This is a genomic window from Porphyromonas vaginalis (genome assembly GCF_958301595.1).
In the GTDB taxonomy this organism is placed as follows: domain Bacteria; phylum Bacteroidota; class Bacteroidia; order Bacteroidales; family Porphyromonadaceae; genus Porphyromonas; species Porphyromonas vaginalis.
In genome coordinates, this window is record NZ_CATQJU010000001.1 from 129203 (window position 1) to 153614 (window position 24412).

Below are 24412 nucleotides of genomic sequence, written 5' to 3' on the forward strand. Positions count from 1 at the left end.
GAGCCAGCTTAGTCCTCGATGAGGATCTTGCCACCATACTTCTCGTGGAGGATGGCGAGGCCACCTTCAGCCGTCTCTTTGTAGAGGCTCGGCAGATCCTTGCCCGTCTGGTGCATCGCTGCGACCACCTGATCAAAGCTCACACGATGGCGACCATCGGTGAAGTTGGCATAGGTATTCGCATCCAGCGCACGGCTAGCGGCAAAGGCATTGCGCTCGATACAGGGGATCTGTACCAGTCCGCAGACTGGATCGCAGGTAAGCCCGAGGTGGTGCTCCAAGCCCATCTCGGCCGCATACTCGATCTGGTGCAGCGTACCGCCGAAGAGCTGACTAGCGGCCGCAGCAGCCATCGCGCAAGCGACACCCACCTCGCCCTGACAGCCCACCTCAGCACCACTGATGGAGGCGTTGGTACGCACCACATTGGCAAAGAGTCCAGCCGTAGCTAAGGCGCGTAGGATACGCTCATCACGGAAGCTACGCGTCTCCTGTAGATATAGGAGTACCGCAGGCATCACACCGCACGAACCGCAGGTAGGAGCCGTGACGACGCGTCCACCGGCAGCATTCTGCTCGCTGACGGCCAGAGCGTATGAGTAGACCATACCACGAGTCCGGACACTGTCCTTGTAGCTCAGAGACTTGACCAGTGTGTCGGCCGCTTTGCGACGCAGGCGCAGACCACCCGGCAGTACACCTTCGGCAGCCAAGCCCTCATGCACACTCTGCTTCATCACCTCCCATACCTTAGCGAGGTAGTCCCAGATGTCGGGACCCTCACAGCGCTCCACGTACTCCCAGTAGGAGAGCCCGCGCTTGTCGAGGTGATCCATGATGTCGGCCATCGTGGAGAGTTCGTAGACAGGCGTGGTGACCTGCTCGTTGAAGGTTTCGTTGGCGAGCGTTCCGCCACCGATGCTGTAGACTTTGAATTCTTTGATCTCCTGCCCCTCCTTATCAAAAGCGACAAACTTCATCCCATTGGGGTGAAACGTGAGTTCCACACGAGGCTCCCAGAGGATGGTCGTGGGATAAACGGGATTGAGTACGGAGAGTATGGCTTGGTCGGTCATGTGCCCCTTGCCAGTAGCCGCGAGGCTACCATAGAGCGTGCCCTCGATACGATCCACGGGCAACTCCTTGATTTGAGAGAGAAACATCTCGGAGGCTCGCATAGGAGCTATAGTGTGACTACTGCTCGGCCCGTGACCGATCTTGTAGATTTGCTTGATAGAGTCCATCATAGTTGTTAGGCGTGTAGTCTAATTGACAGGTCAAAGGTACGAAAAAAGGGGGCATCAGCCCCCTTGCTCGGTCCTCCTCGGCACAAGCAGAGGATTAAGACAAGCTCTTTTGCTATCGCTATGCTTTGATACTGGCGAGGTACTGGCCGTAGGTGCTACCTCGCTGCTGATCAGCAGCCTCTTGTAGTTGCTCCATCGTGATCCAGCCCTGACGTAGAGCGATCTCCTCAAGGCAAGCAATCACCAGTCCCTGACGCTTCTGGATGACGCTGACATAGTTGGTCGCCTCCATGAGCGCCTCATGAGTGCCCGTATCGAGCCAGGCGAAGCCACGTCCGAGCGAGATGACGGAGAGCTGTTGCTGCTGCAGGTAGTAGTCATTGACCGCTGTGATCTCTAGCTCCCCACGCTCTGAGGGGGTGATGCTTTGCGCCACTTGGACCACATCATTCGGGTAGAAGTAGAGACCCACGACCGCTAGATTGCTCTTGGGATGCTTGGGTTTCTCCTCTATATCGGTAGGTTTGCCCGCAGCATCTAGGCAAACGACCCCATAGCGTGTCGGGTCGGAGACAGGATAACCGAAGATCGTGGCAAGGCGATGCTGGGTGACGTTGTCGCGTGCAGCCGCCAGCTGTGTAGCAAAGCTAGAGCCGTGAAAGAGGTTGTCGCCGAGTACCATACAGACATCGTCTGAGCCGATGAACTCACGGCCTATGATGAAGGCTTGCGCCAAGCCCTCAGGACGAGGCTGCTCGGCATAAGTCAGCTCGATACCATAAGCGGAGCCATCGCCTAGGAGTCGCTCGAAGCTCGGCAAGTCTTGCGGTGTGCTGATGATCAAGATCTCGCGAATGCCAGCTAGCATGAGCGTAGAGAGCGGATAGTAGATCATCGGCTTGTCATAGACAGGCAGTAGTTGCTTGCTGACAGACTTGGTCAAGGGGTAGAGCCTGCTGCCCGTACCGCCGGCGAGTATGATACCCTTCATTGCGTAATAGGTTAAAGTGTAGAAACGTAGCGTCTGACCTCAGCAAGCGAAGTATCTCGCTGCAGCACGACACCATCAGGCGAAATGACGTATATGACCGGAGTGACAGCTAGATCATAGAGCGACTCATCGAGGAGACGCAGATCGCCATTGAAGGCAGGTGTACCAAAGGTTGGGAGATCCGCAAGTCCTCTCTCCCACTCGCTACGCTCATAGACGAGCGAGACGTAGAGGATCTCTGCCTTACCTCTCTCGGTGGCGCGCTGCAAGATCTGATCGTGAGAGACTTCCTCTAGCAGATGCGTACAGCGGTCACACCCTGGGGTGTAGAAGATAACCACCTTGGGCTTGTCCCGTAGTGCGTAGAGCGTTGTATCGGCAAAGGTATACCCCTCTGCTGCGGGTTGCGCTAGGGTGATGGCGAAGTCTGAGGCGGGCGTGCCGACTTGATTTTGCGACACGAGTGACAGCATATCCTTGTAGACCACTTGGTCCACATACTCTACCTGTGGTGCTGCGATAGCCCACTGGAGAGCTTGGATATAGAGCGTATGATTCTTCAGCGGCGAGGCGCTCTCGTAGAGATACTTGGTGTAGAGCCGTAGAGCCTCACTCAGAGCTTTGCCACGCATCACCTTGAGCGGGCGCAATAGATCCTCCTGCGAGACACTCCCGGCGGGCATACTACCATAGATAGCGAGGTAGTCTACCAGTCCCTGCTCCATAACTGCTGGATCAACGCGCTGATCCAGCGTCTCTGCAGGCCAACGATCGAAGAAGTGCTCTAGCGCATACTTTGCCCGCTGTAGAGGCTCCTGTATGTTCGCTGGGATCTCTACCATCGGATAGGGTTCAGCAGTTGTACCCTCGCTCAGGCGAGTCGTGTCTACCACCTCAAAAGAGGCCTCTACAGACGAAGGTGCCTGTGAGCGTTGCCCAGCGGCTGCACTGCATGAGAGCAGCGCCAAAGAGATCATAAGGGCCGTCGAAACTAGTTGTAGGAAGTGAGGCATATAGCTCTTGCTGTGAATGATACTGAGAGAATAAAAAAAGAAACGCACCACGCTCTGACTCATGCAGTACGTGATGCGTTTGGGGGAGTGAGACTACTTCAGCGTACCAGCCTTAGCCTCTTCGATCATCTTCTGGCTAGGTAGGATGAAGACCTCTACACGACGGTTCTTACGCTTACCCTCAGCCGTTGCGTTCGTATCGACTGGCTCGTGGCTACCACGGCCCTCGTACTTCATACGTGTAGAAGAGACACCTTGTCCCTCGAGGAAGTCACGGACGCTCTTAGCGCGATTCATTGAGAGTGGATCGTTGATACGATCATTGCCCGAACTATCGGTGTGACCGATGATCTCTAGGACCGTGTCGTCGTTCTTGTTAAGGTTGTCAGCAAACTTGCGGAGATCGTTGCGAGAAGAAGAGCTCAGCGTGCTAGAGCTTGTGTTAAAGAGTAGACCGCTGTCGAAGACGACCTTGATAGCCTGTCCCTCATTGACTGACTCGACCTGCGTACCCTCAGGTAGCTGCTGCTCGAGCTCCTTCTTTTGCTTCTCCATACGATTGCCGATGAGTGCACCAGCAGCACCGCCTACGACGGCGCCGATAGCTGCGCCAGCACCCGTATTGCCTGCGACCTTACCGATACCAGCACCGAGGCCAGCACCTACGGCTGTACCAGCACCTGCACCGAGTAGTGTCTCATTTATCGCACCACAACCCGATAGGGATAGGGCTACGGCTACGATGCCTGCTGTGATAGATAGTCTGTTCATAGTTTCTGTGATATTTGAGTTAGTAAATATGTCATTAGTATGTGTTTAGGCTTTGGTCTACGCTTTACTGCTGAAGTAACGCATAAACTGCGAGCGCATATAGAGCTCCTGGTCGGACTGCTTAGAGGCGTTGAGACTGCCTCTAAACTCCTCTATGGATCGATAGCCATGCTGAGTCATCCACTGCGTGAGCTCCTCCAGCATCTTCGTCAAGTAGGGTACTCCGTGCTGATATAGTGCGGAGGCGACCTGTACGGAGCTAGCCCCGACGAGGAGGCTCTTGACGATGCCAGCGTAGTCCATCACGCCACCCGAAGCGGAGACGGCGAGCTGTGGTAGCTTGCCCGTGAGGAGTCCCGTATACTTCAGCGTGTTGTATAGCTCCTGGCCTGTCGAGATGACAGGCCCCTGGACGATCTCTAGGGTCTCTATATTAATGTCTGTCTGCCAGCTCTTGTTAAAGCAGGTCAAGCCCTTGACACCGCTCTTGACCAGCTCCTGAGCTAGGTAAAGGATGTTGGTAAAGCGATCAGAGATCTTGAAGACGACTGGTATCTGCACCGTACGAGTGATCGAGATAGCTAGATCTACCAGCTCCTTCTCTAGATCACTACCACGCTGTGCGGGATCTGTCTCGATGCGCATCACATTGAGCTCGAGTGCATCTGCTCCCGCCTCCTGTATGCTCTTGGCAAAAGTCTCCCACTCGCCACCTCGATAACAGTTGATGCTGGCGATGACAGGTATGTCGACTGCGCTCTTAGCCTCACGAATCAGGTCTAGGTACTTCTCGACCTCATGCTGGCGCGTGTAGTGCAGCATATAGTCAAGCCCCTCAGGATAAGAGGTCTCCACCTCAGCCTGTGCTTGCAATGCCGTCGCCTCTATCTGCTCCTCAAAGAGTGACTTCAAGATGATTGCGCCAGCACCTGCCTGTGCTATGGCCGTAAGTTGCTGGAGTGAGGCCGTAAGACCAGAGCTACCAGCTATGATTGGATTGCGGAGGGCGATCCCTCCGTAGTGTGATGTCAAGTCCACCATGCTATTTGTGCTATGTTACTACTCGCAAAGATACAAAATAACATCGACTGCACTACTGTTTGGTCAATTCAAAAAGTTGTTGTACCTTTGCATCACCAAAACGCAAGAAGAATGGTACCATAGCTCAGTTGGTAGAGCAAAGGACTGAAAATCCTTGTGTCCCCGGTTCGATTCCTGGTGGTACCACTTCAATAACAATTTGAGACCTCGCAATAAAGCATTGCGGGGTCTCTTTTTTTCATGCTTATTGACCGACATGGCTACCACGCGACGTGAGGCTTAGTGAGTTAGACCACTGGACGACAGCCTTAACGAAAGCTTTATAGGCGATGCCTTGGGTAATCCGACATTTATCAGTACTTTTGTGAAAGCGTAGTCTAACACTAATATCAAAAACGATAAACTTATGACACTTAGCACTCAACATAGTAGATGGGGCTGGCTGATCGCCCTACTTGCGCTCTCCTTTGGGATCATATCTGCACAGCAGAGTACTACACCACAGCGGGTGACGGTCGCATTCTATAACTTGGAGAACCTCTTCGACACGATCGATCAGGAAAACAATGACGAGGAGTTTCTCCCCGAGGGAGCCAATCGCTGGACGCCCGAGCGGTATCAGCACAAGCTCCGCAACATGTCACACGTCATCTCGCTCATCGGAGGCGACGGCCCCGCCATCATCGGAGTCGCTGAGATAGAGAATCGCGGTGTCCTCGAGGACCTCATCGCTGAGGAGTCACTACGAGACAAGCACTACGATATCGTACACTACGACTCTCCCGACCGTCGTGGCATAGACTGTGCTATACTTTACCAGCCAGAGGTTTATAAAGTCTTCGCATCAGGTGCTAGAGCCGTGGAGATACCTAACGAGCCGTGGATCAAGACAAGAGACGTGGTCTATGCCTCGGGGCTCCTCGATGGCGAGATCGTACATGTCCTCGTGGGTCACTGGCCCTCACGTAGTGGTGGCGAGGCGGTCTCACTGCACCGTCGTATGGCAGCCGCTCAGACGATGCGTAGCGTTGCGGACTCGCTCTATACACTCTTCCCTGGCAGCAAAGTGATCATGATGGGAGACTTCAACGATGACCCCATCAGCCCCAGCGTGCGTGAAGGCCTCGGCACACAGACTAGTCCTGATGGACTAAAGGCTTCGGACTACTACACCCCGATGCTACAACTATACAATAAAGGTATGGGCACGCTCGCCTATCGTGACGTGTGGAACCTCTTTGACATCATCGCTGTCAACGGAGAGCTCATCGGTAGCAATCCGACCACGTGGCAACTATACCGTGATCCCGAGACGACCGATATGGGCTTTATCTTCAAGCAGCCCTTTATGATCCAGCAGAGTGGGCAGTACAAGGGATACACGCTCCGCACCTTCGTCGGCGGGCAGTGGCAGGGAGGCTACTCAGACCACTTCCCCGTATATGTCTATCTAGTCAAAGGTGCGACAAAACGACCGTAGACACCCCTTCTTCTAGCTATAGCTACACCACCATAGTGTCCACTTAGCATGACCGAAGATGAACTGCAGGAGCAGATTATGAACTCCAAGACCCGCGCGGCCGCTTTTACAGAGGCTGTGCGGATGTACCAGGAGAAGCTCTACTGGTTGATCCGTCGTATCGTCAGGCAGCATGACGATGCGGATGACGTGCTACAGGAGACCTTTCTGAAGGCATGGCAAAACCTGGGTTCCTTCAGAGGAGAGGCGAAGTTCTACACCTGGATCTATCGCATCGCCCTCTTTGAGGCGATCAACTATAACAAAAAGAAAACGCGCATCGCAGACAACGAGTACGCAGTCAGCGAAGAGACCAGCTACCTCCTCGAGAGTGCCGTGGCAGATCCTTACTTCGACGGAGACAAGGGTGAGCTGATCTTACAGCAAGCTCTCGACAAGCTCCCGCCCAAGCAGCGACAGGTCTTTGAGATGCGCTACTTCGACGAGATGCCCTACCGAGATATTGCAACCATCACAGATACCTCAGAGGGAGCACTCAAAGCATCTTATCACCACGCTGTCAAGAAGATTCAGCAGTATGTCTCTAATTTGAATTAAACTTACCAGACCTACCTGCATCCAATAGGGTATAAGCAGAGGCCTCCCCACGAGGTCGCACTTATACCCTATATAGTTACGTTTTATGCCTACACCTTCAGAAGACTTGATCCGTCAGATACCCTCGCTCTCGGAGCGGTTGGAGCATTACCATGTTCCTCCAGGGTACTTTGATGACCTATCCACTCGCATCCTAGCGCAGATACCGCTCGACGAGCAGGTACCTGCGACAGACGCCGTGGAGGTACCTAGGGCTCATCGTAGAGCTAAGCTATGGGTGAGACTACGTCCGTGGACGGCTATCGCTGCTGCACTCATAGCCGTGGTAGCTCTCTGGGGTGTATGGCAAGTATCTACACAGGAGCCACTGCGCTCTAGTGATGAGGTCGCTAGCTCGGTCTATGATCTCAGCGTCACACCGCTCACAGATGCCGAGTATGCAGACTACCTGTACGAGACCTGCGTAGACATCCTCATCGATGACTACGCCATAGGAGAGACTCTGGAGGGCCTCTCTAGCGAGGAGATCTAATTGATGACAACGTCTAGACACGATATGACACGAAGCAAGCTTTACCACATACTATTTATACTTCTGCCCCTACTACTCCTGCCCAATGTAGCTACCGCACAGCAGACCCGCAGCGAGACAGATGGTCGCAGTAGAGAGGAGCTGGTCAAGCTACGCAAAGAGTTTTTCGCTCAGGAGCTGGAGCTGACAGCAGAAGAGGCCACCTATCTAGACCGCACCCTGCGAGAGGCCGACAAAAAGCGCATACCTCTGTGGCGCGAGCTACGCAAGCAGTACGAAGCTACGAAGAGCGGCTCCCTATCTGAGGCGCAAGCAGCCAAGTGCCTCGAGCGCGAGCAGCAGCTCAAGTCTCAGCTAGCAGAGATAGACGAAGAGACTATGACTGAGCTACGCAAGCAGATACCCGCACGCAAGCTGGTCAACTACCAGCAGGTACAGCGCGAGTTTGCTAGGAAGTACATAAAGCGTAGTCAACTCAATCGTTCGAATAGAAGGTAGCCAACCTCAAGAGCTACTCCACAAGACATCAGAAGCTCCGTCGCAAAATCTGCGACGGAGCTTCTTCTTTTATCAATTTCTCAAGCTTCACGGGTAGCAATCTGTAAGGACGCACGGCTCGTGTCTAGCCGGAAGGCATCAGTCCCCGTTAAAACCATGATGCTGTCACCTTTGATACAACGGACGCCCATCCACTAGCCACACCCGTGCTTCCCTACAGATCGGGGTTACAGCGTTTGATGAGTGGAATTGTCGTGCTGACGTAGCTTGTGTAGGGGGCTGTGTCAATAGTCCATTTGTCGTTTGAGAGAGGGGGGAGGCTGGGAATTTTGTTAAGCAGCGATGCTGAAGACGTTTTTCGACAAGTAGGGCTTGAAGTGTGTAAAAGTGATCGTCTCGGAGCGCTCAACGCCCTCTTTGCCTCTCGAAGTGGCGTCTTGAGAGGGTAAAGGGTCATTTTCTTGCGTTTTCTTGAGTTGGGCAGCCACTTTTTTGAGATTGAAGGCTATGGCGAAAAAGGCAAAGTCCATCAGAACTTTGTCTTGACCGAAGTGACGGAAGCGCCGATAGTGCATGTTGTTTTTCATCTGTCCAAAGACTGACTCGGGTTCCACAGATCGTCGCTTTCGATGCTTGATGCCTTTATCTGAGGTGAGCAGTGTACGAGCTTTTTGCTTGTAGCTGTTAAGGCGATGGTTCACGCTGATCTTGCGCCTATCTTCTTTTCCTTTGTAGCATTGACTTCGTAATGGGCAACCTCTACAGTTTTTTGCTTCGTAGATAGAGCTCTCTGAAGTATAGCCCGTGCTGGTCTTTGTGGTCGTAGTCTCACGGAACTCTAGATGCTGTCCCATCGGGCAGACGTAATAGTTTTCCTGAGCGTTGTAGTATAAATGCTCTGGGAGAAAGGGGTTGTTTTTGTAGCGTGGACGCTGCTCTTGATGAAAGTAATTGTACTTGACGTAAGCATCCATTTCAGACTCGTCCATAAAGCGGTAGTTCTCCTCTGAACCATAGCCTGCATCAGCTACAACCGTGGTCGGCAGATGATCGTAACGCTCTTGAAAGCTTTCTACAAATGGTATGAGAGTACAGGTGTCCGAGGGGTTGGGAAAGAGAGCATAGTCTGTGATAATTTGGTTTTCTGTAGCAATCTGTAGGTTGTACCCAGGCTTAGCGAGACCTTTACCTTTGGCGTCTTCTTTCATACGCATAAAAGTCGCATCGGGGTCAGTCTTAGACATAGAGTTGCGCTTGCCTAGTTGGTCGAGACGTTGGTCGTACTCAGCTAGCTTGTCTCGGTGCTCCTCTAAGGTTTTAATCTGCTTTTTGCGCTTTCTATGTTCGGCTTTCGCCTCTTTGGTTTCAGGAGCGGGTTCCTTGTCAAGAGCTTCCTTGAGCTCCTCCACGATAGAGGTCAGCTCAGTCGGAGTAAACTCTACGACCTCTGGCTTGGCTTGCTGATCCTGGATGATGACATCATCGACTTGTTGCAGTAGGACACGCAACTTCTCCATCAGGTTTGACCGATAGCGCTCTACGTTCTTTCGCCAAACGAAGGTGTATTTGTTTGCCTTAGACTCGATCTTTGTCCCATCGATATACTCAACATCTAAAGAGATCAGACCTCTCTCTGCTAGTAGGAGTACCAGTTGTGTAAAGATCTCATTGATCTCTCGCTTGACACGATTGCGAAAGCGATTGATCGTGACGAAGTCAGGCTTCTCACCACCAGCGAGCCAGATGAAATGCGTATCTCTGAGGAGGCGCTTTTCCATCTCACGGCAGGAGTATACATTGTTCATATAGGCGTAGATGATCACCTTGAGCATCATCTTAGGGTGATAGGGGCTGCGACCCATCGTGTAGTAAAGTTTTTTGAATGGCTCTAAATCCAAACCATCCACAATAGCACTGATGAAACGCACAGGATCATCCTCGGCAATGTCCTTGTCGACTCTTTCTGGGAAAAGGACTATCTGATTCTGTATATAGGGTCGGAAGTGTCGTTTTTCCATTAGTTAGGAACCTCTCGTTTATTCTGCTAAGTTACTAAAAACTAACTAGATAAGCAAGTGTTTAGCTCTAAAATAAACACCGAAAGATGCAAGATCCTCTGTCTTTTACTTTCTGCTGGGGGAGAGACTTTTGACACAGCCCCGCAGAATAGACTGCGCTCAGGTGAGGACGGGGCTGTGTCAATAGTCCATTTGTCGTTTGAGAGAGGGGGGAGGCTGGGAATTTTGTTAAGCAGCGATGCTGAAGACGTTTTTCGACAAGTAGGGCTTGAAGTGTGTAAAAGTGATCGTCTCGGAGCGCTCAACGCCCTCTTTGCCTCTCGAAGTGGCGTCTTGAGAGGGTAAAGGGTCATTTTCTTGCGTTTTCTTGAGTTGGGCAGCCACTTTTTTGAGATTGAAGGCTATGGCGAAAAAGGCAAAGTCCATCAGAACTTTGTCTTGACCGAAGTGACGGAAGCGCCGATAGTGCATGTTGTTTTTCATCTGTCCAAAGACTGACTCGGGTTCCACAGATCGTCGCTTTCGATGCTTGATGCCTTTATCTGAGGTGAGCAGTGTACGAGCTTTTTGCTTGTAGCTGTTAAGGCGATGGTTCACGCTGATCTTGCGCCTATCTTCTTTTCCTTTGTAGCATTGACTTCGTAATGGGCAACCTCTACAGTTTTTTGCTTCGTAGATAGAGCTCTCTGAAGTATAGCCCGTGCTGGTCTTTGTGGTCGTAGTCTCACGGAACTCTAGATGCTGTCCCATCGGGCAGACGTAATAGTTTTCCTGAGCGTTGTAGTATAAATGCTCTGGGAGAAAGGGGTTGTTTTTGTAGCGTGGACGCTGCTCTTGATGAAAGTAATTGTACTTGACGTAAGCATCCATTTCAGACTCGTCCATAAAGCGGTAGTTCTCCTCTGAACCATAGCCTGCATCAGCTACAACCGTGGTCGGCAGATGATCGTAACGCTCTTGAAAGCTTTCTACAAATGGTATGAGAGTACAGGTGTCCGAGGGGTTGGGAAAGAGAGCATAGTCTGTGATAATTTGGTTTTCTGTAGCAATCTGTAGGTTGTACCCAGGCTTAGCGAGACCTTTACCTTTGGCGTCTTCTTTCATACGCATAAAAGTCGCATCGGGGTCAGTCTTAGACATAGAGTTGCGCTTGCCTAGTTGGTCGAGACGTTGGTCGTACTCAGCTAGCTTGTCTCGGTGCTCCTCTAAGGTTTTAATCTGCTTTTTGCGCTTTCTATGTTCGGCTTTCGCCTCTTTGGTTTCAGGAGCGGGTTCCTTGTCAAGAGCTTCCTTGAGCTCCTCCACGATAGAGGTCAGCTCAGTCGGAGTAAACTCTACGACCTCTGGCTTGGCTTGCTGATCCTGGATGATGACATCATCGACTTGTTGCAGTAGGACACGCAACTTCTCCATCAGGTTTGACCGATAGCGCTCTACGTTCTTTCGCCAAACGAAGGTGTATTTGTTTGCCTTAGACTCGATCTTTGTCCCATCGATATACTCAACATCTAAAGAGATCAGACCTCTCTCTGCTAGTAGGAGTACCAGTTGTGTAAAGATCTCATTGATCTCTCGCTTGACACGATTGCGAAAGCGATTGATCGTGACGAAGTCAGGCTTCTCACCACCAGCGAGCCAGATGAAATGCGTATCTCTGAGGAGGCGCTTTTCCATCTCACGGCAGGAGTATACATTGTTCATATAGGCGTAGATGATCACCTTGAGCATCATCTTAGGGTGATAGGGGCTGCGACCCATCGTGTAGTAAAGTTTTTTGAATGGCTCTAAATCCAAACCATCCACAATAGCACTGATGAAACGCACAGGATCATCCTCGGCAATGTCCTTGTCGACTCTTTCTGGGAAAAGGACTATCTGATTCTGTATATAGGGTCGGAAGTGTCGTTTTTCCATTAGTTAGGAACCTCTCGTTTATTCTGCTAAGTTACTAAAAACTAACTAGATAAGCAAGTGTTTAGCTCTAAAATAAACACCGAAAGATGCAAGATCCTCTGTCTTTTACTTTCTGCTGGGGGAGAGACTTTTGACACAGCCCCCTACGGTGGGAGCTTCCACCCCGCCGAGCGGTTCACCCGAAGAGAAATCGACCGAGCTTCCGAAACGAGAAAAAACTTCGCATTTTTACTTGCACATGAACTTAGAAAGCAAATCGTTACTCGTATCGCTTTGATACTATACACGCAAGAGCCCTACGTATCGGTCTGATACGTAGGGCTCTTCTCTTGTTTGTTGCTCCTAGACGACTGGAGCCAGCGTGTATGCTAGCGCACAGCCTCTAGAGCTGAGCGAATAGGCTCGCAGGGGATTACATCATCCCGCCCATGCCAGCGGCACCTGCCATAGCTGCAGGATCGGGCTTGTCCTCCTTGATGTCGGCGATGACGCACTCAGTCGTGAGGAACATGCCAGCGATAGAAGCTGCATTCTCCAGAGCTACACGCGTTACCTTAGCTGGGTCGATGACACCATGCTTCATCAGATCCTCAAAGCTGTCGGTACGTGCATTGTATCCGAAGGCACCCTTGCCGTCACGGACGCGCTGTACGACTACAGCACCCTCCTTAGCAGCGTTAGATACGATCTGACGGAGTGGCTCCTCGATAGCACGCTTGACGATCTCGATACCTGTGCGCTCATCGTCGGTCTCGCCCTTAAGCTTCTCGACAGAAGAGATAGCGCGGATGTAAGCGGTACCACCACCTGGTACGGTACCCTCCTCGATCGCTGCACGTGTAGCGCTGAGGGCATCCTCGACACGATCCTTCTTCTCCTTCATCTCGACCTCGCTGCCAGCACCTACATAGAGGACGGCAACACCGCCTGAGAGCTTAGCGAGACGCTCCTGGAGCTTCTCACGATCGTAGTCGCTCTTCGTATTCTCGATCTGATGACGGATCTGGTTAGCACGCTCTGCTATATCCTCCTTGCAGCCGTCGCCATTGACGATAGTGGTCTTGTTCTTGACAACGGTAACCGTCTCTGCGCTACCGAGCATATCTAGTGAAGTGTTTTCCAGAGTCAAGCCCGTGTCCTCGCTAATGACAGTACCACCCGTGAGTATAGCCATATCACGCATGATCTCCTTGCGGCGATCACCAAAGCCTGGAGCCTTGACACCACAGATCTTAAGACCAGCACGTAGTCTGTTGAGGACGAGCGTCGTAAGTGCCTCACTCTCGATATCCTCAGCAATGATCAGTAGCGAGCGACCCTGCTGGAGTACCTTCTCTAGTAGCGGTAGCAGATCCTTGATGGTCGAGAGTTTCTTCTCGTAGAAGAGGATGTAAGGCTTCTCCATACGGCACTCCATCTTCTCAGGATCAGTGACGAAGTAGGGAGAGATATAGCCGTTGTCAAACTGCATACCCTCGACAATGTCTACCGTCGTATCGATACCCTTGGCCTCCTCGACAGTGATGACACCCTCCTTCTTGACCTTCTCCATAGCCTGAGCGATCAGTTGACCGATCTCCTCATCGCCATTAGCCGAGATGGTAGCCACATGAGCGATCTGCTCTAGGTCGTCACCCACCTCCTTAGCTTGCTTGCGGATGCTCTCAACGACAGCCTTGACAGCCTTGTCGATACCACGCTTTACCTCCATAGGGTTAGCACCAGAGGTAATGTTCTTGAGACCTACATTGATGATGCTCTGAGCGAGTACCGTAGCGGTAGTCGTACCATCGCCAGCATCCTCATTGGTCTTAGATGCCACCTCACGTACGAGCTGGGCACCCATATTCTCAAATTCGTTCTCTAGCTCGATCTCCTTAGCTACCGTCACACCATCCTTGGTAATGTGTGGAGCACCATAGCTGCGAGAGAGGATCACGTTACGACCCTTCGGGCCAAGTGTCACCTTTACAGCGTCTGATAGCTGGTCTACGCCACGCTTGAGGAGGTCACGAGCCTCTATATCAAACTTAATTTCCTTTGCCATAATTGTATCTGTCTATTTACTTGATTCTTGATTAGGATAAGACTGAGTGGACTAGAGCGTAGCGAGTACGTCGCTCTGCTTCATGATCATGAGCTTCTCGCCCTCGATCTCTATCTCCGTGCCGGCATACTTGCCGTATAGCACCTTGTCCCCCACCTTGAGGACCATCTCCTCATCTTTCGTACCCTTGCCCACAGCGAGTACCTCGCCCTTGAGGGGCTTCTCCTTTGCTGAGTCTGGGATGATGATACCACCTTGTGTCTTCTCCTCTGCAGTAGCGGGCTTGATCAGCACGCGATCTGCCAATGGTTTGATTGTCATAGTTTATCTTGGTTATATATTAATGTCTCACTTGCCGTGCCCCCCGCCATGCAGGAGGCACGCATTAGGACTAAAGCAAATAATGTGCCAAAAGAGAGAAAGCCCCTCTTGACAAAAGTATCGTGACAGAATAGCACGCCACACATTCCCAAGCACTCCGACACCTCCGACTACTTCGATCACCTCTGACAGCTCCGATCATCTCTAACCTCTAACCTCTAATTTCTAAATCCCCCCCCACGTGGAAAATAAAAATAGCCACGTGGATCTCCACGTGGCTATCGTACCAAAGTCGATTATTGACTATTTATGCCGTCCGGTAAAAGTCGGAGAGATTATAGCGAGAGTTTGAGTGAGGCTGAGTTGCCCTGAGCATTGACTGCTAGGACGATGTAATCGCCCTGTGGCAACGTGTGACGTAGAGGAGCCATGTCTAGCTGCGTGGTCTGTGCACTCTGATAGAGTAGCTCTCCCTGTGCATTGAAGAGGTAGATGCAACTAGGCTCAGCGACGTGGAGTAGCTCTCCGTCAAATCTCAAGCCCTGCTTCATGGCACCGCATACGGGTGCGATGGGTAGGATGCTCTGCCCAAAGCGGAAGTAGCTGTTGCGATAAGTCTTGGAGGCTTCGTTTGGATGGCCTAAGAGCGTTACCGTCTTGCCGTCTAAGCTCACCTCAGGCCAACCTGTATGGATGGTAGACTCGCCCGATACGGGATCTGGCATGGAGTAGAAGGTGGAGAAGTCTTGCTGCGTCTCCCTCTTGACCCACTCTACGAGTGAGAGCGTCTTCTGGTCATGAGTGTAGACGAAAGCATCCCAGTAACGGCCACTGACAGGAGACGCATAGAGAAGCTCACGCTGCTCTCCTAAGAGGTCGCGAGGATTGACCTCTTCGGAGGTCCCTTCGGGATAATTGACCAGCTCAGCTTTGCCTCTCGTCAGGTCTACAGAGAGATACTTGACCGCCTTAGTAAAGCGGAAGCCCTCATCGTCCACGCCATTCTCAACGACTGTCACCAAAGCATAGCGACCCTTGCCACCTACTGCGAGGGAGTGCTGCTTGAGCGCTAGATTACGAGAGAAGAGGTCGAAGAGTCGGTAGTACTCGTCACACGCTTTGTTGTAAGCGTCCTCCTGCTCTTTAAGCTTTTGCTCATCGTAATTAGGATCGTCTGGATCGGAGGTCGCAGTCACATAGTCGTCATACTCAGGGAATGGAGGCACTGTGATGCTGTGGTCAAAGAGCACGTCATCTGCGGGGAACTGTATACCATAGGTACCATCAGCCTTTCTTTGATAGGTCATGACAGTCGCCAGGTTACCACTCTCCTCCACTAGAAAGCCTACTAGTGTAGCACCATCCTCGCTTACATACATCAGTCTAAACTGCTGAGGGGTAGTGCCTAGTGGGTCTTTGTCAGGGACGGGTAGCGTGCTTACCTTATAGCTCTTGCCATCAGCACTACGCTCTCCGATGACTGGTATAGACTCCCAGCCTGAGTCGAGGATCGTACCGCAAAAGTACTTAGCATCGCTGGTCAGGTGCCAGAGTGTGAAGTAAGGGTGATCGGGGTCGGGTGATGTGACGAATATGCTATGCTCCCCATTGGTGGAGTCTAGAGGTACTAGTACAACCCCATTAGATAGTCCAGACTGCTCGCCAGCCGATGCTGTCTGCAGGAGAGACCAGCCGTCAGAAGATATGCCGACAACCTCGCAAGTGGTCGTCTCGTCGCCATAGATGGCGTACTTGTTTGTCTTCGTATCGAGAGCGAAGCCACGACCACGCAGAGCACCATAGAGGTAGCGACCATTGCCACTAGAGCCTAGGAGTGCCATGCTGGATAGTTCGTCGGGCAGGTCTGTCGGATTAGTCTCGATAGTCAGGCTCTGCGCATTTGTTAAGGTCACACAAGATAGCCATGTGAGGACCAAAAAGAGTAGCTGTGTTTGTTTCATAGTAAGTCTTATTGTTAGATGTGAATACTCTACAGCAAAGATAGTCTATGAATTTGAGATATGCAACGAGAGGCTATTACTTAGACTCCGCAAAGTTGACGATCGACGCTAGATGCCGGGCCAGAGGGAGAGATCGTCTGTGGGGTGTGCGGCCTCGACACGGGTCTCGATATTGTCGGGGAGGTTGTGAAAGAAGTCTAGCCCTGTGCGCTCCTCTAGCTTGTCGATAGAGATAGCGACCGTGCGAGGACGGTCCACCTGAGCTGGACGGGTGTGCTCCACCCAGAAGGCAATCGCCTGATAGTGGTCGCCACGCTGCGCCAGGATAGCCATCCAGTAGTAGCGCGGCACGGTGATGCCACCCACGGTGACGCCTAGGGTCTCCCCATCTCGCAGGGTACCCCCCTTGACCACATAAAGCTTGTCACGCAGATGACTATTGCGCGCCCACTTCTGTACCAGTTGCTCGAGCTGTAGCCACACGCCTATATTAAGATTGCGTCGCTGCGGACTCATATTGGTATAGTAAAAGGTCTGCTCGTTTGCCTCCTTGGAGTAAAGGCGATCGGCCGATGCGACGATATGTCCGCGGTCATACCCCTTGAAAGCGCTCTGCGTCACCTCGTACTGGCTAGGCACAAAGGGATCCCAGCTCCAAGCGTCACTGCTGCGCTTGGTGTGTCGCTGACAAGTGTACTCATCGGCACTGTAGCAGACCCAGATAGGATGGTGGTAGACGACGTCATACTCGACAGAGAAGTTGACACGCTGTCCCTGCTCTACTCGGTGGGTGATGTAGTAAGCGGAGCTACGCCCCGAGAGCTTGGGAGCCTCTAGGAGAGAGACGTCGCCCAGGATCGTTTCGCTACCATACTCGCCACTGCCACCCGTATGCCCAGCTGCTTGCTGCTGAGTGATGGCGTAAGTGACGCTTTTGCCATTGGCTGAGAGTGTCAGCTGAGCTTTGCGCTCTCCACCCTCGTTGGCAGAGATCGAGACGATCACCTCCTGCTTGCCCGCATGGCCCTCGCTGGGGGATACGGAGAGCCACATCTCGGGCGATGCGGAGAGCGTCCAGCGAGTCGGAGCCTCTACTGTCACAAAGAAGTCTAACGGCTCAGCACTCACGACCCGCATCGAAGCTCCTGTACGATCGTAGAGGGCTAGCTCTGTGGGTAGCTCGGGCTGTGACGTGCCTTGTGGCTTACAACCAACGAGTAGGAGTGCCATCCAGCCCACGAGCAGGAGCATCAGGAGACTGTTGCATAAAGGCGAATCGCTGTGTTGCTTTCGGGATTCGGCTTCGGTCACATACGGAGGTATGCTTCCTTCAGACCTCACCCTCAGCGCCTTGCGCTTCATCCTTTCTGCAAAGTCTGGACAATCTTGCAAGCACGATTGTGAGACTGTTGCTTTTTGCAACAGTCTCCTCTGGCGAGATGAAGCTCTATTATATAGGAGTGAGGACATAGCTCTTTGGAGTAAAGGGGGGCTTTGGAGTAAAGTGGATAACAAAAGGCGAAGCCTCTGAGACTACCCTTCCGAGAGACCTACCCGCTCGGGGGAAGAGGCTCTCAAGGTTAAGCTCAGAGGCTCCGCTTGGTTAGGAAAGCTACCTGAGATAGCTATAGAAGAAGGCTACTTGACCGTAAGTGCCTCCACTTGGTACGTACCCGTACGCTCAGAAACTTTAGCCGCATAGAGGACAGCAATATAGCCCGCATCGGCAGAGCCTGAGATCGTGTAGCTCTTCTTGTAGTGCTGGTTGCCGTAACCGCTAGGACTGCTTTGGTCGTTGATCACTTCTAGTGTCTTCACCAGCTTGCCGTCCTTGTCTAGCTGCTGTATAGTAAGCGTAGCACCCTTGGTGTGGCCTGTGCTATAAGTCAACTCAACGGTGTAGCTACTCCCGGCCTTCATCTGTAGGCGTGGCGTGACGAGGACACACTTATTCTCAGGATCAGGCGACTTATAGTCACTTGCCTGCGCATAGTGCACACCGCCATATGATTTCTTCTGGAACTTACGTTTACCCACTAAGTCTTTGTTGAGCCAGCCAGGTAGCTTGAAGTCTGTATTATCCTCACCTCCCTTAGAGAAGTCATCTGCAAAGGGTATCGTACGAGCCGTCTGCGAGAGATCGACACCATAGATATTCCCCTGCGGGTTAGGATTGGGATTGGGATTGGGATTAGGATTCGGGTTGGGCTGATTGCCACCACCCACGTCGAAGCGTGGCTGGTCCAGCTTGATGTCGCTACGTAGCGTGGGGCGGAGATTGAAGAAGGTCTTATTGACCGTCACGATTGCCGTGATGCTACCGCTACCAGAGGGTACCTTCTCATCACGGAAGGTAGCTGTCTTCCACACCTCTAGATTGGTCTTCTTACCACTCTTATCAACAATCTGATGGCGTGTTGAGGAGTAGGTGCTAGCTGGGTCAAAGAAGGGTACGTCTGGCTTGACAAACTGAACCTCCTTGACACGCACGTACTGGTTCGGGTGCTTACCTGCGACGACCTCAGCGAGCGTTGTCTCGATCGGCTCGATCGGCTTGTTGGGCACGATAGACATCTGTGCGTGTGAGACCTGTAGCTGTACCGTTCCGTTGTAGTTAGAGATCTTAGCACCCTTGAGCTTAGCGGTCACTTCGTCGCCAAACTGCAAGGCATCCTCGCCCTTGGGCACCGTCAAGACGAGCGCATTGCCCTCAGCGTCCTGTATGTAGTGGAAGCCAGCAAAGGGGAACTGCTTCGTCTCGGCATGAGTCGTGACCGTAGCGCGAATGCGCAGGTCTTGGTCGATGGTCTTGCCGTTTTGGTCTAGCCCCTCACCTAGCTTAGCGATTTCAGCGAGCGAGGTGTAGGTGATTCCCTTGCCGGTACTGCCAAGCTGCATGATCAGGTAGACGTGCTGCGTCGTAGAGGTCTTGATGATCATCTGAGCCTCACGAGCATCTTCGCTTCTGTTGGGGAGAGCCGTGATGGTGATCTGGTGCGTTCCCTCGGTCGCCTCCATAGGCGTAGCCGAAACCCACTCGGCACCCTCGCCGAAGGTGATCGAAAAGCGTCTATTGGTCTCGATGGTCAGCTGCTGCGTACCACCATCCTGCTTGAAGGGGATCGTATTGTCGGTGAAGTTTGGTGAGAGCGTCACGTAGGGCTTCTCATAGTAGTCCATCTCATCCTTACAGCTGGTCACAGCAAGCAGCGGAGCGATGGTGAGGATAGCGAGGAGTAGTCGTCTCGTCGCAAGTTTATTGAGTGTCTTCATATCTGGATCTAACTCTGTTTCTTAAATTCTTGAGCGAAGCTCCGTGGAGCCTCCGTTACTTAGTCGTCTGAAATCGTGGGCTGGTGAAGTTAATGTCACTCTCTAGGCTAATGAGGAGCTGAGGCTTCCCATTGAAGTAGCCGAGGATGGCGGTGATATTGCCAGAACCCTCGGGGATCTGTCTGCCAGCAAAGAGCGCGTAGCTACTCGAGCGTAGCACGACACGGTTGCCCTGCTGGTCTTCGATCTGACGCTCCATAGCGGGGACGCTCGTCTTATTGTCCGCATCGGCATAAGTCTGACCTAGCTCGCTATCAACGAACTGTACGCCCTCAAGACGTATCAGCGTATTGGTATACTCAGGTGAAAGCGTCGGGATGGTGAGCGTGCGGTAGACGAGTGGCTGACGCATGTTGTCACAACGCAGCAGACGTGGAGTCATCTGCTCGGGGAGGTAGGCATTCTCGTACTTTGGCTCCGTAGAGCTCTTGCCCAGCGTGACGACACCGCCATACTTACCGAGCGTCAGCCCGTGACAGCGGATCGCTATCTTAGAGCCACGCTTGTAGAGGAGGTTGGAGTTGACCAGCCCCGCCTTGAACTCGATGCCGCCTGTCTCGTCCTGTAGGTAGATAGACTTGTAGATGTTGCCCTCGCTATCGTCCGAGATGACCTGTCCGACGATTACCGCATCGGGTACGACCTGTACAGGCTTCGACTGGTAGAGTGCTTTGAGCTCTTGAATCGTCATCGTACGCTCCCAGAGGGGGCGTGGAGTTCGCTCCTGTGGCGGGTCAATCTTGTTGTACTGACAGCTCGTCAGCAAGGCGAGCATGCCGACCACTACGATGAGTCTATTATATATATGTGTCATACTATTCATCCGTTTTAAGGTGGTTAGAATTGTAGTGCAGCGTTGAAGAAGAAGGTCGTGCCGTACATGTAGAAGTAGCGACTATCGAAAGGTCTCATCATCTTGCCATCCTTGGTGTAGCGCACACGGAGCTGCTCGTAACCACCGCTGCGGAGGGTCTTCGTGTTGAGCAGGTTAGAGGCCGAGAGGTTGAGACGTAGGTAGACGCCCGACTTGATGCGCCACGAGTAGCCCACGTTGGCATCAAGCGTGAAGCCGCCGGGGAAGACCTCCTGACGAACGTAGTCGTAGTCAAGACTAGCGCGAGCCTTGTCTGTGCGACGGATCGGGTTCAAGCTGATGAAGCTACGCCCGAAGTAGTTGAGATCAAGTCCCGCCCACATATAGAAGGGGAACTGATATGAGACGCTCAGGTTTGCCGCCGTCTGAGGCGTACCCGATACGTGGAAGCCCTTCCAATAGACACGATCCTGCTCGAGGAGCTTCTGACTGTTGTCGACCGTCTGAACGTAGTCAGGGTTGTTGGCATAGCGATACTGTCCGTAGCTTACCACAGCGATAGCGGTCAAAGCCGGCGTGATCTTGAACTCCATACCAGCCTCGACACCCATGTGGGTCGACTCGATATTTGTCAAGACATAGTTAGAGAAAGCCCTGTAGCCGTCATCGTAGAAGCTCATATTCTTCGTCTTGTCGTAGAAGTGCGTGTAGAAGCCTGTGATACGCCCCTTGACAAAAGGCGAGCGCAGCACGTAGCTCACATCGCCCGACAGGATGCGCTCAGGACGAGGATCAGTCACATACTGATTACGCGTACGAGGTGACACGAAGATGTCGGAGAAGTAGGGTGCACGCTGCGTCCACGCGGCGTTTGCCACGAGGTAGTGACGTCCCGAGATCTTGTAGGTGATGCCTCCCTTGACACCATAGTTGAGGAAGTTCAGATGCTTCGAGTCTCCGAAGGAGTTCTCTGGGAAAAGCCCTCTACGCTGCAATCCCTCGCGGTGCATACCCGTCCATCCAGCGGTAAAAGCTAGGTAGCCGTCCACATGACGAGACTGTCCCCAGAGGTTGCCCCACAGCTCAGCCTCCTGAATGTGCGCTAGGTAGTTGTGACCATACTTGTCCCCTACCCCGACCACTCGGTTGGGATGATCAAGGTCTACCTGAGACTTAGAGGGATCCTGAGCGAAGTCTCGCTCGGAGTACTTGTCGATGTCTAGCCAGTAGTCTCCGCCGAGGAGGTCGGCGATGACGTTAAAGTTTGCCGTGCGGTTCAGGCGGTAGTTAGCACCTAGGTCAAAGCGGAGATGCTTATTGATGAGTGCATTCCAAGTAGTAGCAAAGTTAAACTGACGCTGATCCGACCGTCTATCCTCTACGACGTAGATACTCCGATTACCCTCGGCGATCTGACGTCCCTTCTCATCGAAAAGTACTTGATAGTTATTCCTATTAATATTGTATAGTCGATCCCAGTCAATGTAACGCATGTTGCAGTCCGAGTGCCACAGCTCCTCATAGTAAGCCGCCATGTCAGGATCTTGCGTCTCGCTCATGTAGCCGTAGTAGCTAGGCAAGTTGCGATAATAGTCAGGACGTGGATCAGGACCATTGCCCCAGTTGAGTGCCGAGTAAGCATTCCAGCCGAAGCGGTAGCCTACACCGGTGGTCAACTTGTTCTTCTCATTAATCTGCCAGTAGTGCTGCAGCTGTATGATCGGCTCATGATTAGAGCGGACACGTGCATTGCGCAGTTTGCCACCCTGGAAGCCTACGTTCGGGTTGAAGTAGTTCGACCCGACCAGGTTATACACCTCCTGGGTCGTACCCGAAGCGACACCACGCTCCGTAGGAGCAGCTAGGACCACCAGGCCCAAAGAGTGCTGCGGGGTAAACTGCTTCTCGAGCGAGAGGAAGTAGCCCCACGCATCGTAAAACTGTCCCTGCACATAGGAGTGATTACCCCAGCGACGCGAAGCACTCGCCGTGATCGCCCACCCCTCGGGCATCATACCCGTGGCGTGCGTTATCATCGTGCGGTAGTTGTAGGTGCGGTTACTCCCTGAGCAGGTAAGCGTCGTACCAGGACGATAGCCCGAGGCACGCGTCAGGATATTCATCGTTCCGCCGATGTTACCAAAAGAGTAGTCGATCGGCTGCAAGCCATCCTCATTGTTTTGCACACGGGTCACATTGTTCAGCCCATTCCATAGGGAGTAAGAGGAGTAGCCGTTGTTCATATTATTCATCTGCATACCATTGAGGTACTGCGACTGGTAATATGAATCGTAGCCACGCACCCTAAAGCGCATCGGGCTAAACTGGAAGCCAGCCTTATTCGTATAGGGGTCTCTCGAAGCGGTCAGCAGCGGAGAAATATCTCCAGCTGTCACGCCATCATCACCCATCACGAAGTCTGTTGTCATGAGGTCTGCCATATCAGCAGCCGTCAGCGTCGGTGTGAGCGTGACACGCTCTAGGCGGTTAGCCTCACGAGGCCACTGCAGCTCGAGCACCTCAGCACGGTAGCCCGACTTATTGAAGATGACCGTGAGGCGGCCCGTGCCACTATAAGATATCGTATAAACTCCCGAGGCGTCGGTTCGCACCTGCGAGGTGATTCCCTCAGCAGTCCAGGTAACATCGACAGCGGGTATGGGCGTACCCGTCTGCTCCTCATAGACTGTCCCTCGTGCTTTGTCTATCTGCTGTGCCTGAGCTCCGTAGAGAGCTACTAGCATCAAGCATATAACTTGTAGTATTCGTCGCATTTGCTATCTCTATAACGTATTCAACACTTGCTTTGCTGGGCGGATAGGTCATATCCACCCCTCGCAATGCAAAGATATAGATATTCTTCCGACCAAACGACCTATTGCCGACATCTTATCTGTTAATTCACCTCAATGTCACCCCTTCTAAACGTCAAAATGGGGACTACCGCAACATAGCGATAGTCCCCGTTGGTACGAAAAACTAAAACAACAAACTTAGTTCCTGTGAGTCTTGGCGGATTCGAACCGCCGACCCCCACCCTGTCAAGGTGATGCTCTAAACCAGCTGAGCTAAAGACTCGACATCTACCCATCAAACAGCTCCTCAGTCGGAGTCCGTTTTTTATTTGGTACCGCAAAGTTACAACAAAATTTCGACCCCACCAACTATCCGTCTTCCCTCCCTCAGGACTGACGCATTATGAGACTGTTGCAAAAGTCAATAGTCTCATTATAATCGCTCTCTCAGGAGCCACACATAAGGACAAGCGAGGCATAGATGAGTGCTCTATATATAATGTGTCAGCCCGGGATTGGCTGTTGGCTGTTGGCTGGAGTGATCGGAGCCATCAGAGCTATCGGAGCCATCGGGACTCCGATCTCTAACCTCTAACTTCTAATCTCTAATCCACCCTTCGATCCGCCCTGATGGATAGGACCTCGCAAGAGGTCCGACGAATCATAACCGTGGGTCGGAGGGGCAAAGCCCCAAACGACCCACGGGGACAAGACGATAGCAACTTATCGACCCCTTGTGGGTCGGACTAGACGCAGCTTATAGTTACAGCTCCAGTCCGACCTCCCACAATGGGGAGGTCGCTTACTTCACATGGCACTCCTACCCCCCAGTCGTTCGGGGCGTAGCCCCTCCGACTGGGGGCTATGATTCGTCCGACCGCAAGCGGTCGTATCGCTCCGATCCCTCCGATTGTTCCGATTCACTCCGATACCTCTAATCTCTAACCTCTAACCTCCAATCTCTATTTACATATCTTTACGGAGAAATTCGTCCGATTCCCTCCTTTATCGAATATCCACGTGGGGAATCTCAAATCTC

General features: G+C 52.4%; 18 protein-coding genes and 2 tRNA genes. 5 read left to right on the forward strand and 15 right to left on the reverse strand.

The window, feature by feature from the left end; genetic code table 11:
* Positions 1 to 8: 8 nt before the first annotated feature.
* The 5 genes from Q2J34_RS00480 to Q2J34_RS00500 all read right to left on the reverse strand — a co-directional run bounded on the left by Q2J34_RS00480 (position 9) and on the right by Q2J34_RS00500 (position 5063).
* On the reverse strand, positions 9 to 1244 hold the full coding sequence (locus tag Q2J34_RS00480; RefSeq protein WP_300970139.1) for an L-serine ammonia-lyase: 1236 nt from the start codon (positions 1242 to 1244) through the stop codon (positions 9 to 11).
* Between the two features lie 121 nt (positions 1245 to 1365).
* Positions 1366 to 2238, reverse strand: coding sequence for a glucose-1-phosphate thymidylyltransferase RfbA (rfbA, locus tag Q2J34_RS00485; RefSeq protein ID WP_300969000.1), 873 nt, complete (start codon positions 2236 to 2238; stop codon positions 1366 to 1368).
* Between the two features lie 11 nt (positions 2239 to 2249).
* On the reverse strand, positions 2250 to 3215 hold the full coding sequence (locus Q2J34_RS00490) for a DUF5106 domain-containing protein (protein ID WP_300969001.1): 966 nt from the start codon (positions 3213 to 3215) through the stop codon (positions 2250 to 2252).
* 129 nt (positions 3216 to 3344) lie between these two features.
* Entirely contained in the window at positions 3345 to 4022 is a 678-nt protein-coding gene (locus Q2J34_RS00495) for a YiaD family glycine zipper/OmpA-like lipoprotein (protein WP_300969002.1), read from the reverse strand.
* Between the two features lie 57 nt (positions 4023 to 4079).
* Positions 4080 to 5063 (reverse strand): dihydroorotate dehydrogenase-like protein, encoded by a 984-nt coding sequence (locus Q2J34_RS00500; RefSeq protein WP_300969003.1) that lies wholly within the window; start codon positions 5061 to 5063, stop codon positions 4080 to 4082.
* Between the two features lie 113 nt (positions 5064 to 5176).
* Here Q2J34_RS00500 and Q2J34_RS00505 point away from each other — a divergent pair.
* The 5 genes from Q2J34_RS00505 to Q2J34_RS00525 all read left to right on the forward strand — a co-directional run bounded on the left by Q2J34_RS00505 (position 5177) and on the right by Q2J34_RS00525 (position 8170).
* Positions 5177 to 5249 (forward strand) — tRNA-Phe (locus tag Q2J34_RS00505).
* Between the two features lie 220 nt (positions 5250 to 5469).
* A complete protein-coding gene (locus tag Q2J34_RS00510; RefSeq protein ID WP_300969004.1) occupies positions 5470 to 6543 on the forward strand; it encodes an endonuclease/exonuclease/phosphatase family protein in 1074 nt (357 codons plus the stop codon).
* 48 nt (positions 6544 to 6591) lie between these two features.
* Positions 6592 to 7140, forward strand: a complete 549-nt coding sequence (locus tag Q2J34_RS00515) for an RNA polymerase sigma factor (RefSeq protein WP_298889601.1) — start codon at positions 6592 to 6594, stop codon at positions 7138 to 7140.
* A gap of 85 nt (positions 7141 to 7225) precedes the next feature.
* Positions 7226 to 7672, forward strand: a complete 447-nt coding sequence (locus tag Q2J34_RS00520) for a hypothetical protein (protein WP_300969005.1) — start codon at positions 7226 to 7228, stop codon at positions 7670 to 7672.
* A 24-nt stretch (positions 7673 to 7696) separates the two neighbouring features.
* Positions 7697 to 8170 carry a hypothetical protein gene (locus Q2J34_RS00525; protein WP_298889605.1) on the forward strand — a complete coding sequence of 158 codons (474 nt, stop codon included), beginning with the start codon at positions 7697 to 7699 and terminating at the stop codon, positions 8168 to 8170.
* A 332-nt stretch (positions 8171 to 8502) separates the two neighbouring features.
* On the opposite strand, the gene Q2J34_RS00530 is transcribed toward Q2J34_RS00525, so the two are convergent.
* The 10 genes from Q2J34_RS00530 to Q2J34_RS00575 all read right to left on the reverse strand — a co-directional run bounded on the left by Q2J34_RS00530 (position 8503) and on the right by Q2J34_RS00575 (position 23656).
* The gene (locus Q2J34_RS00530; RefSeq protein ID WP_300969006.1) at positions 8503 to 10188 is read right to left on the reverse strand and encodes an IS1182 family transposase; all 1686 of its coding nucleotides are present in this window, start codon (positions 10186 to 10188) and stop codon (positions 8503 to 8505) included.
* Between the two features lie 228 nt (positions 10189 to 10416).
* Positions 10417 to 12102, reverse strand: a complete 1686-nt coding sequence (locus tag Q2J34_RS00535; protein ID WP_300969006.1) for an IS1182 family transposase — start codon at positions 12100 to 12102, stop codon at positions 10417 to 10419.
* Positions 12103 to 12514: 412 nt separating this feature from the next.
* A complete protein-coding gene (gene groL, locus Q2J34_RS00540; protein ID WP_297167019.1) occupies positions 12515 to 14149 on the reverse strand; it encodes a chaperonin GroEL in 1635 nt (544 codons plus the stop codon).
* Positions 14150 to 14200: 51 nt separating this feature from the next.
* On the reverse strand, positions 14201 to 14470 hold the full coding sequence (locus tag Q2J34_RS00545) for a co-chaperone GroES (protein ID WP_025882864.1): 270 nt from the start codon (positions 14468 to 14470) through the stop codon (positions 14201 to 14203).
* Positions 14471 to 14805: 335 nt separating this feature from the next.
* Entirely contained in the window at positions 14806 to 16431 is a 1626-nt protein-coding gene (locus Q2J34_RS00550) for a hypothetical protein (protein WP_298888253.1), read from the reverse strand.
* A gap of 108 nt (positions 16432 to 16539) precedes the next feature.
* Positions 16540 to 17793 carry a DNA/RNA non-specific endonuclease gene (locus Q2J34_RS00555; RefSeq protein ID WP_300969007.1) on the reverse strand — a complete coding sequence of 418 codons (1254 nt, stop codon included), beginning with the start codon at positions 17791 to 17793 and terminating at the stop codon, positions 16540 to 16542.
* 276 nt (positions 17794 to 18069) lie between these two features.
* Positions 18070 to 19704 (reverse strand): DUF5689 domain-containing protein, encoded by a 1635-nt coding sequence (locus tag Q2J34_RS00560; protein ID WP_298888257.1) that lies wholly within the window; start codon positions 19702 to 19704, stop codon positions 18070 to 18072.
* 55 nt (positions 19705 to 19759) lie between these two features.
* Entirely contained in the window at positions 19760 to 20578 is an 819-nt protein-coding gene (locus Q2J34_RS00565; RefSeq protein WP_300969008.1) for a DUF5689 domain-containing protein, read from the reverse strand.
* A 23-nt stretch (positions 20579 to 20601) separates the two neighbouring features.
* The gene (locus Q2J34_RS00570) at positions 20602 to 23352 is read right to left on the reverse strand and encodes a carboxypeptidase regulatory-like domain-containing protein (RefSeq protein ID WP_300969009.1); all 2751 of its coding nucleotides are present in this window, start codon (positions 23350 to 23352) and stop codon (positions 20602 to 20604) included.
* A gap of 229 nt (positions 23353 to 23581) precedes the next feature.
* A tRNA-Val gene (locus Q2J34_RS00575) sits at positions 23582 to 23656 on the reverse strand.
* Positions 23657 to 24412 lie beyond the last annotated feature (756 nt).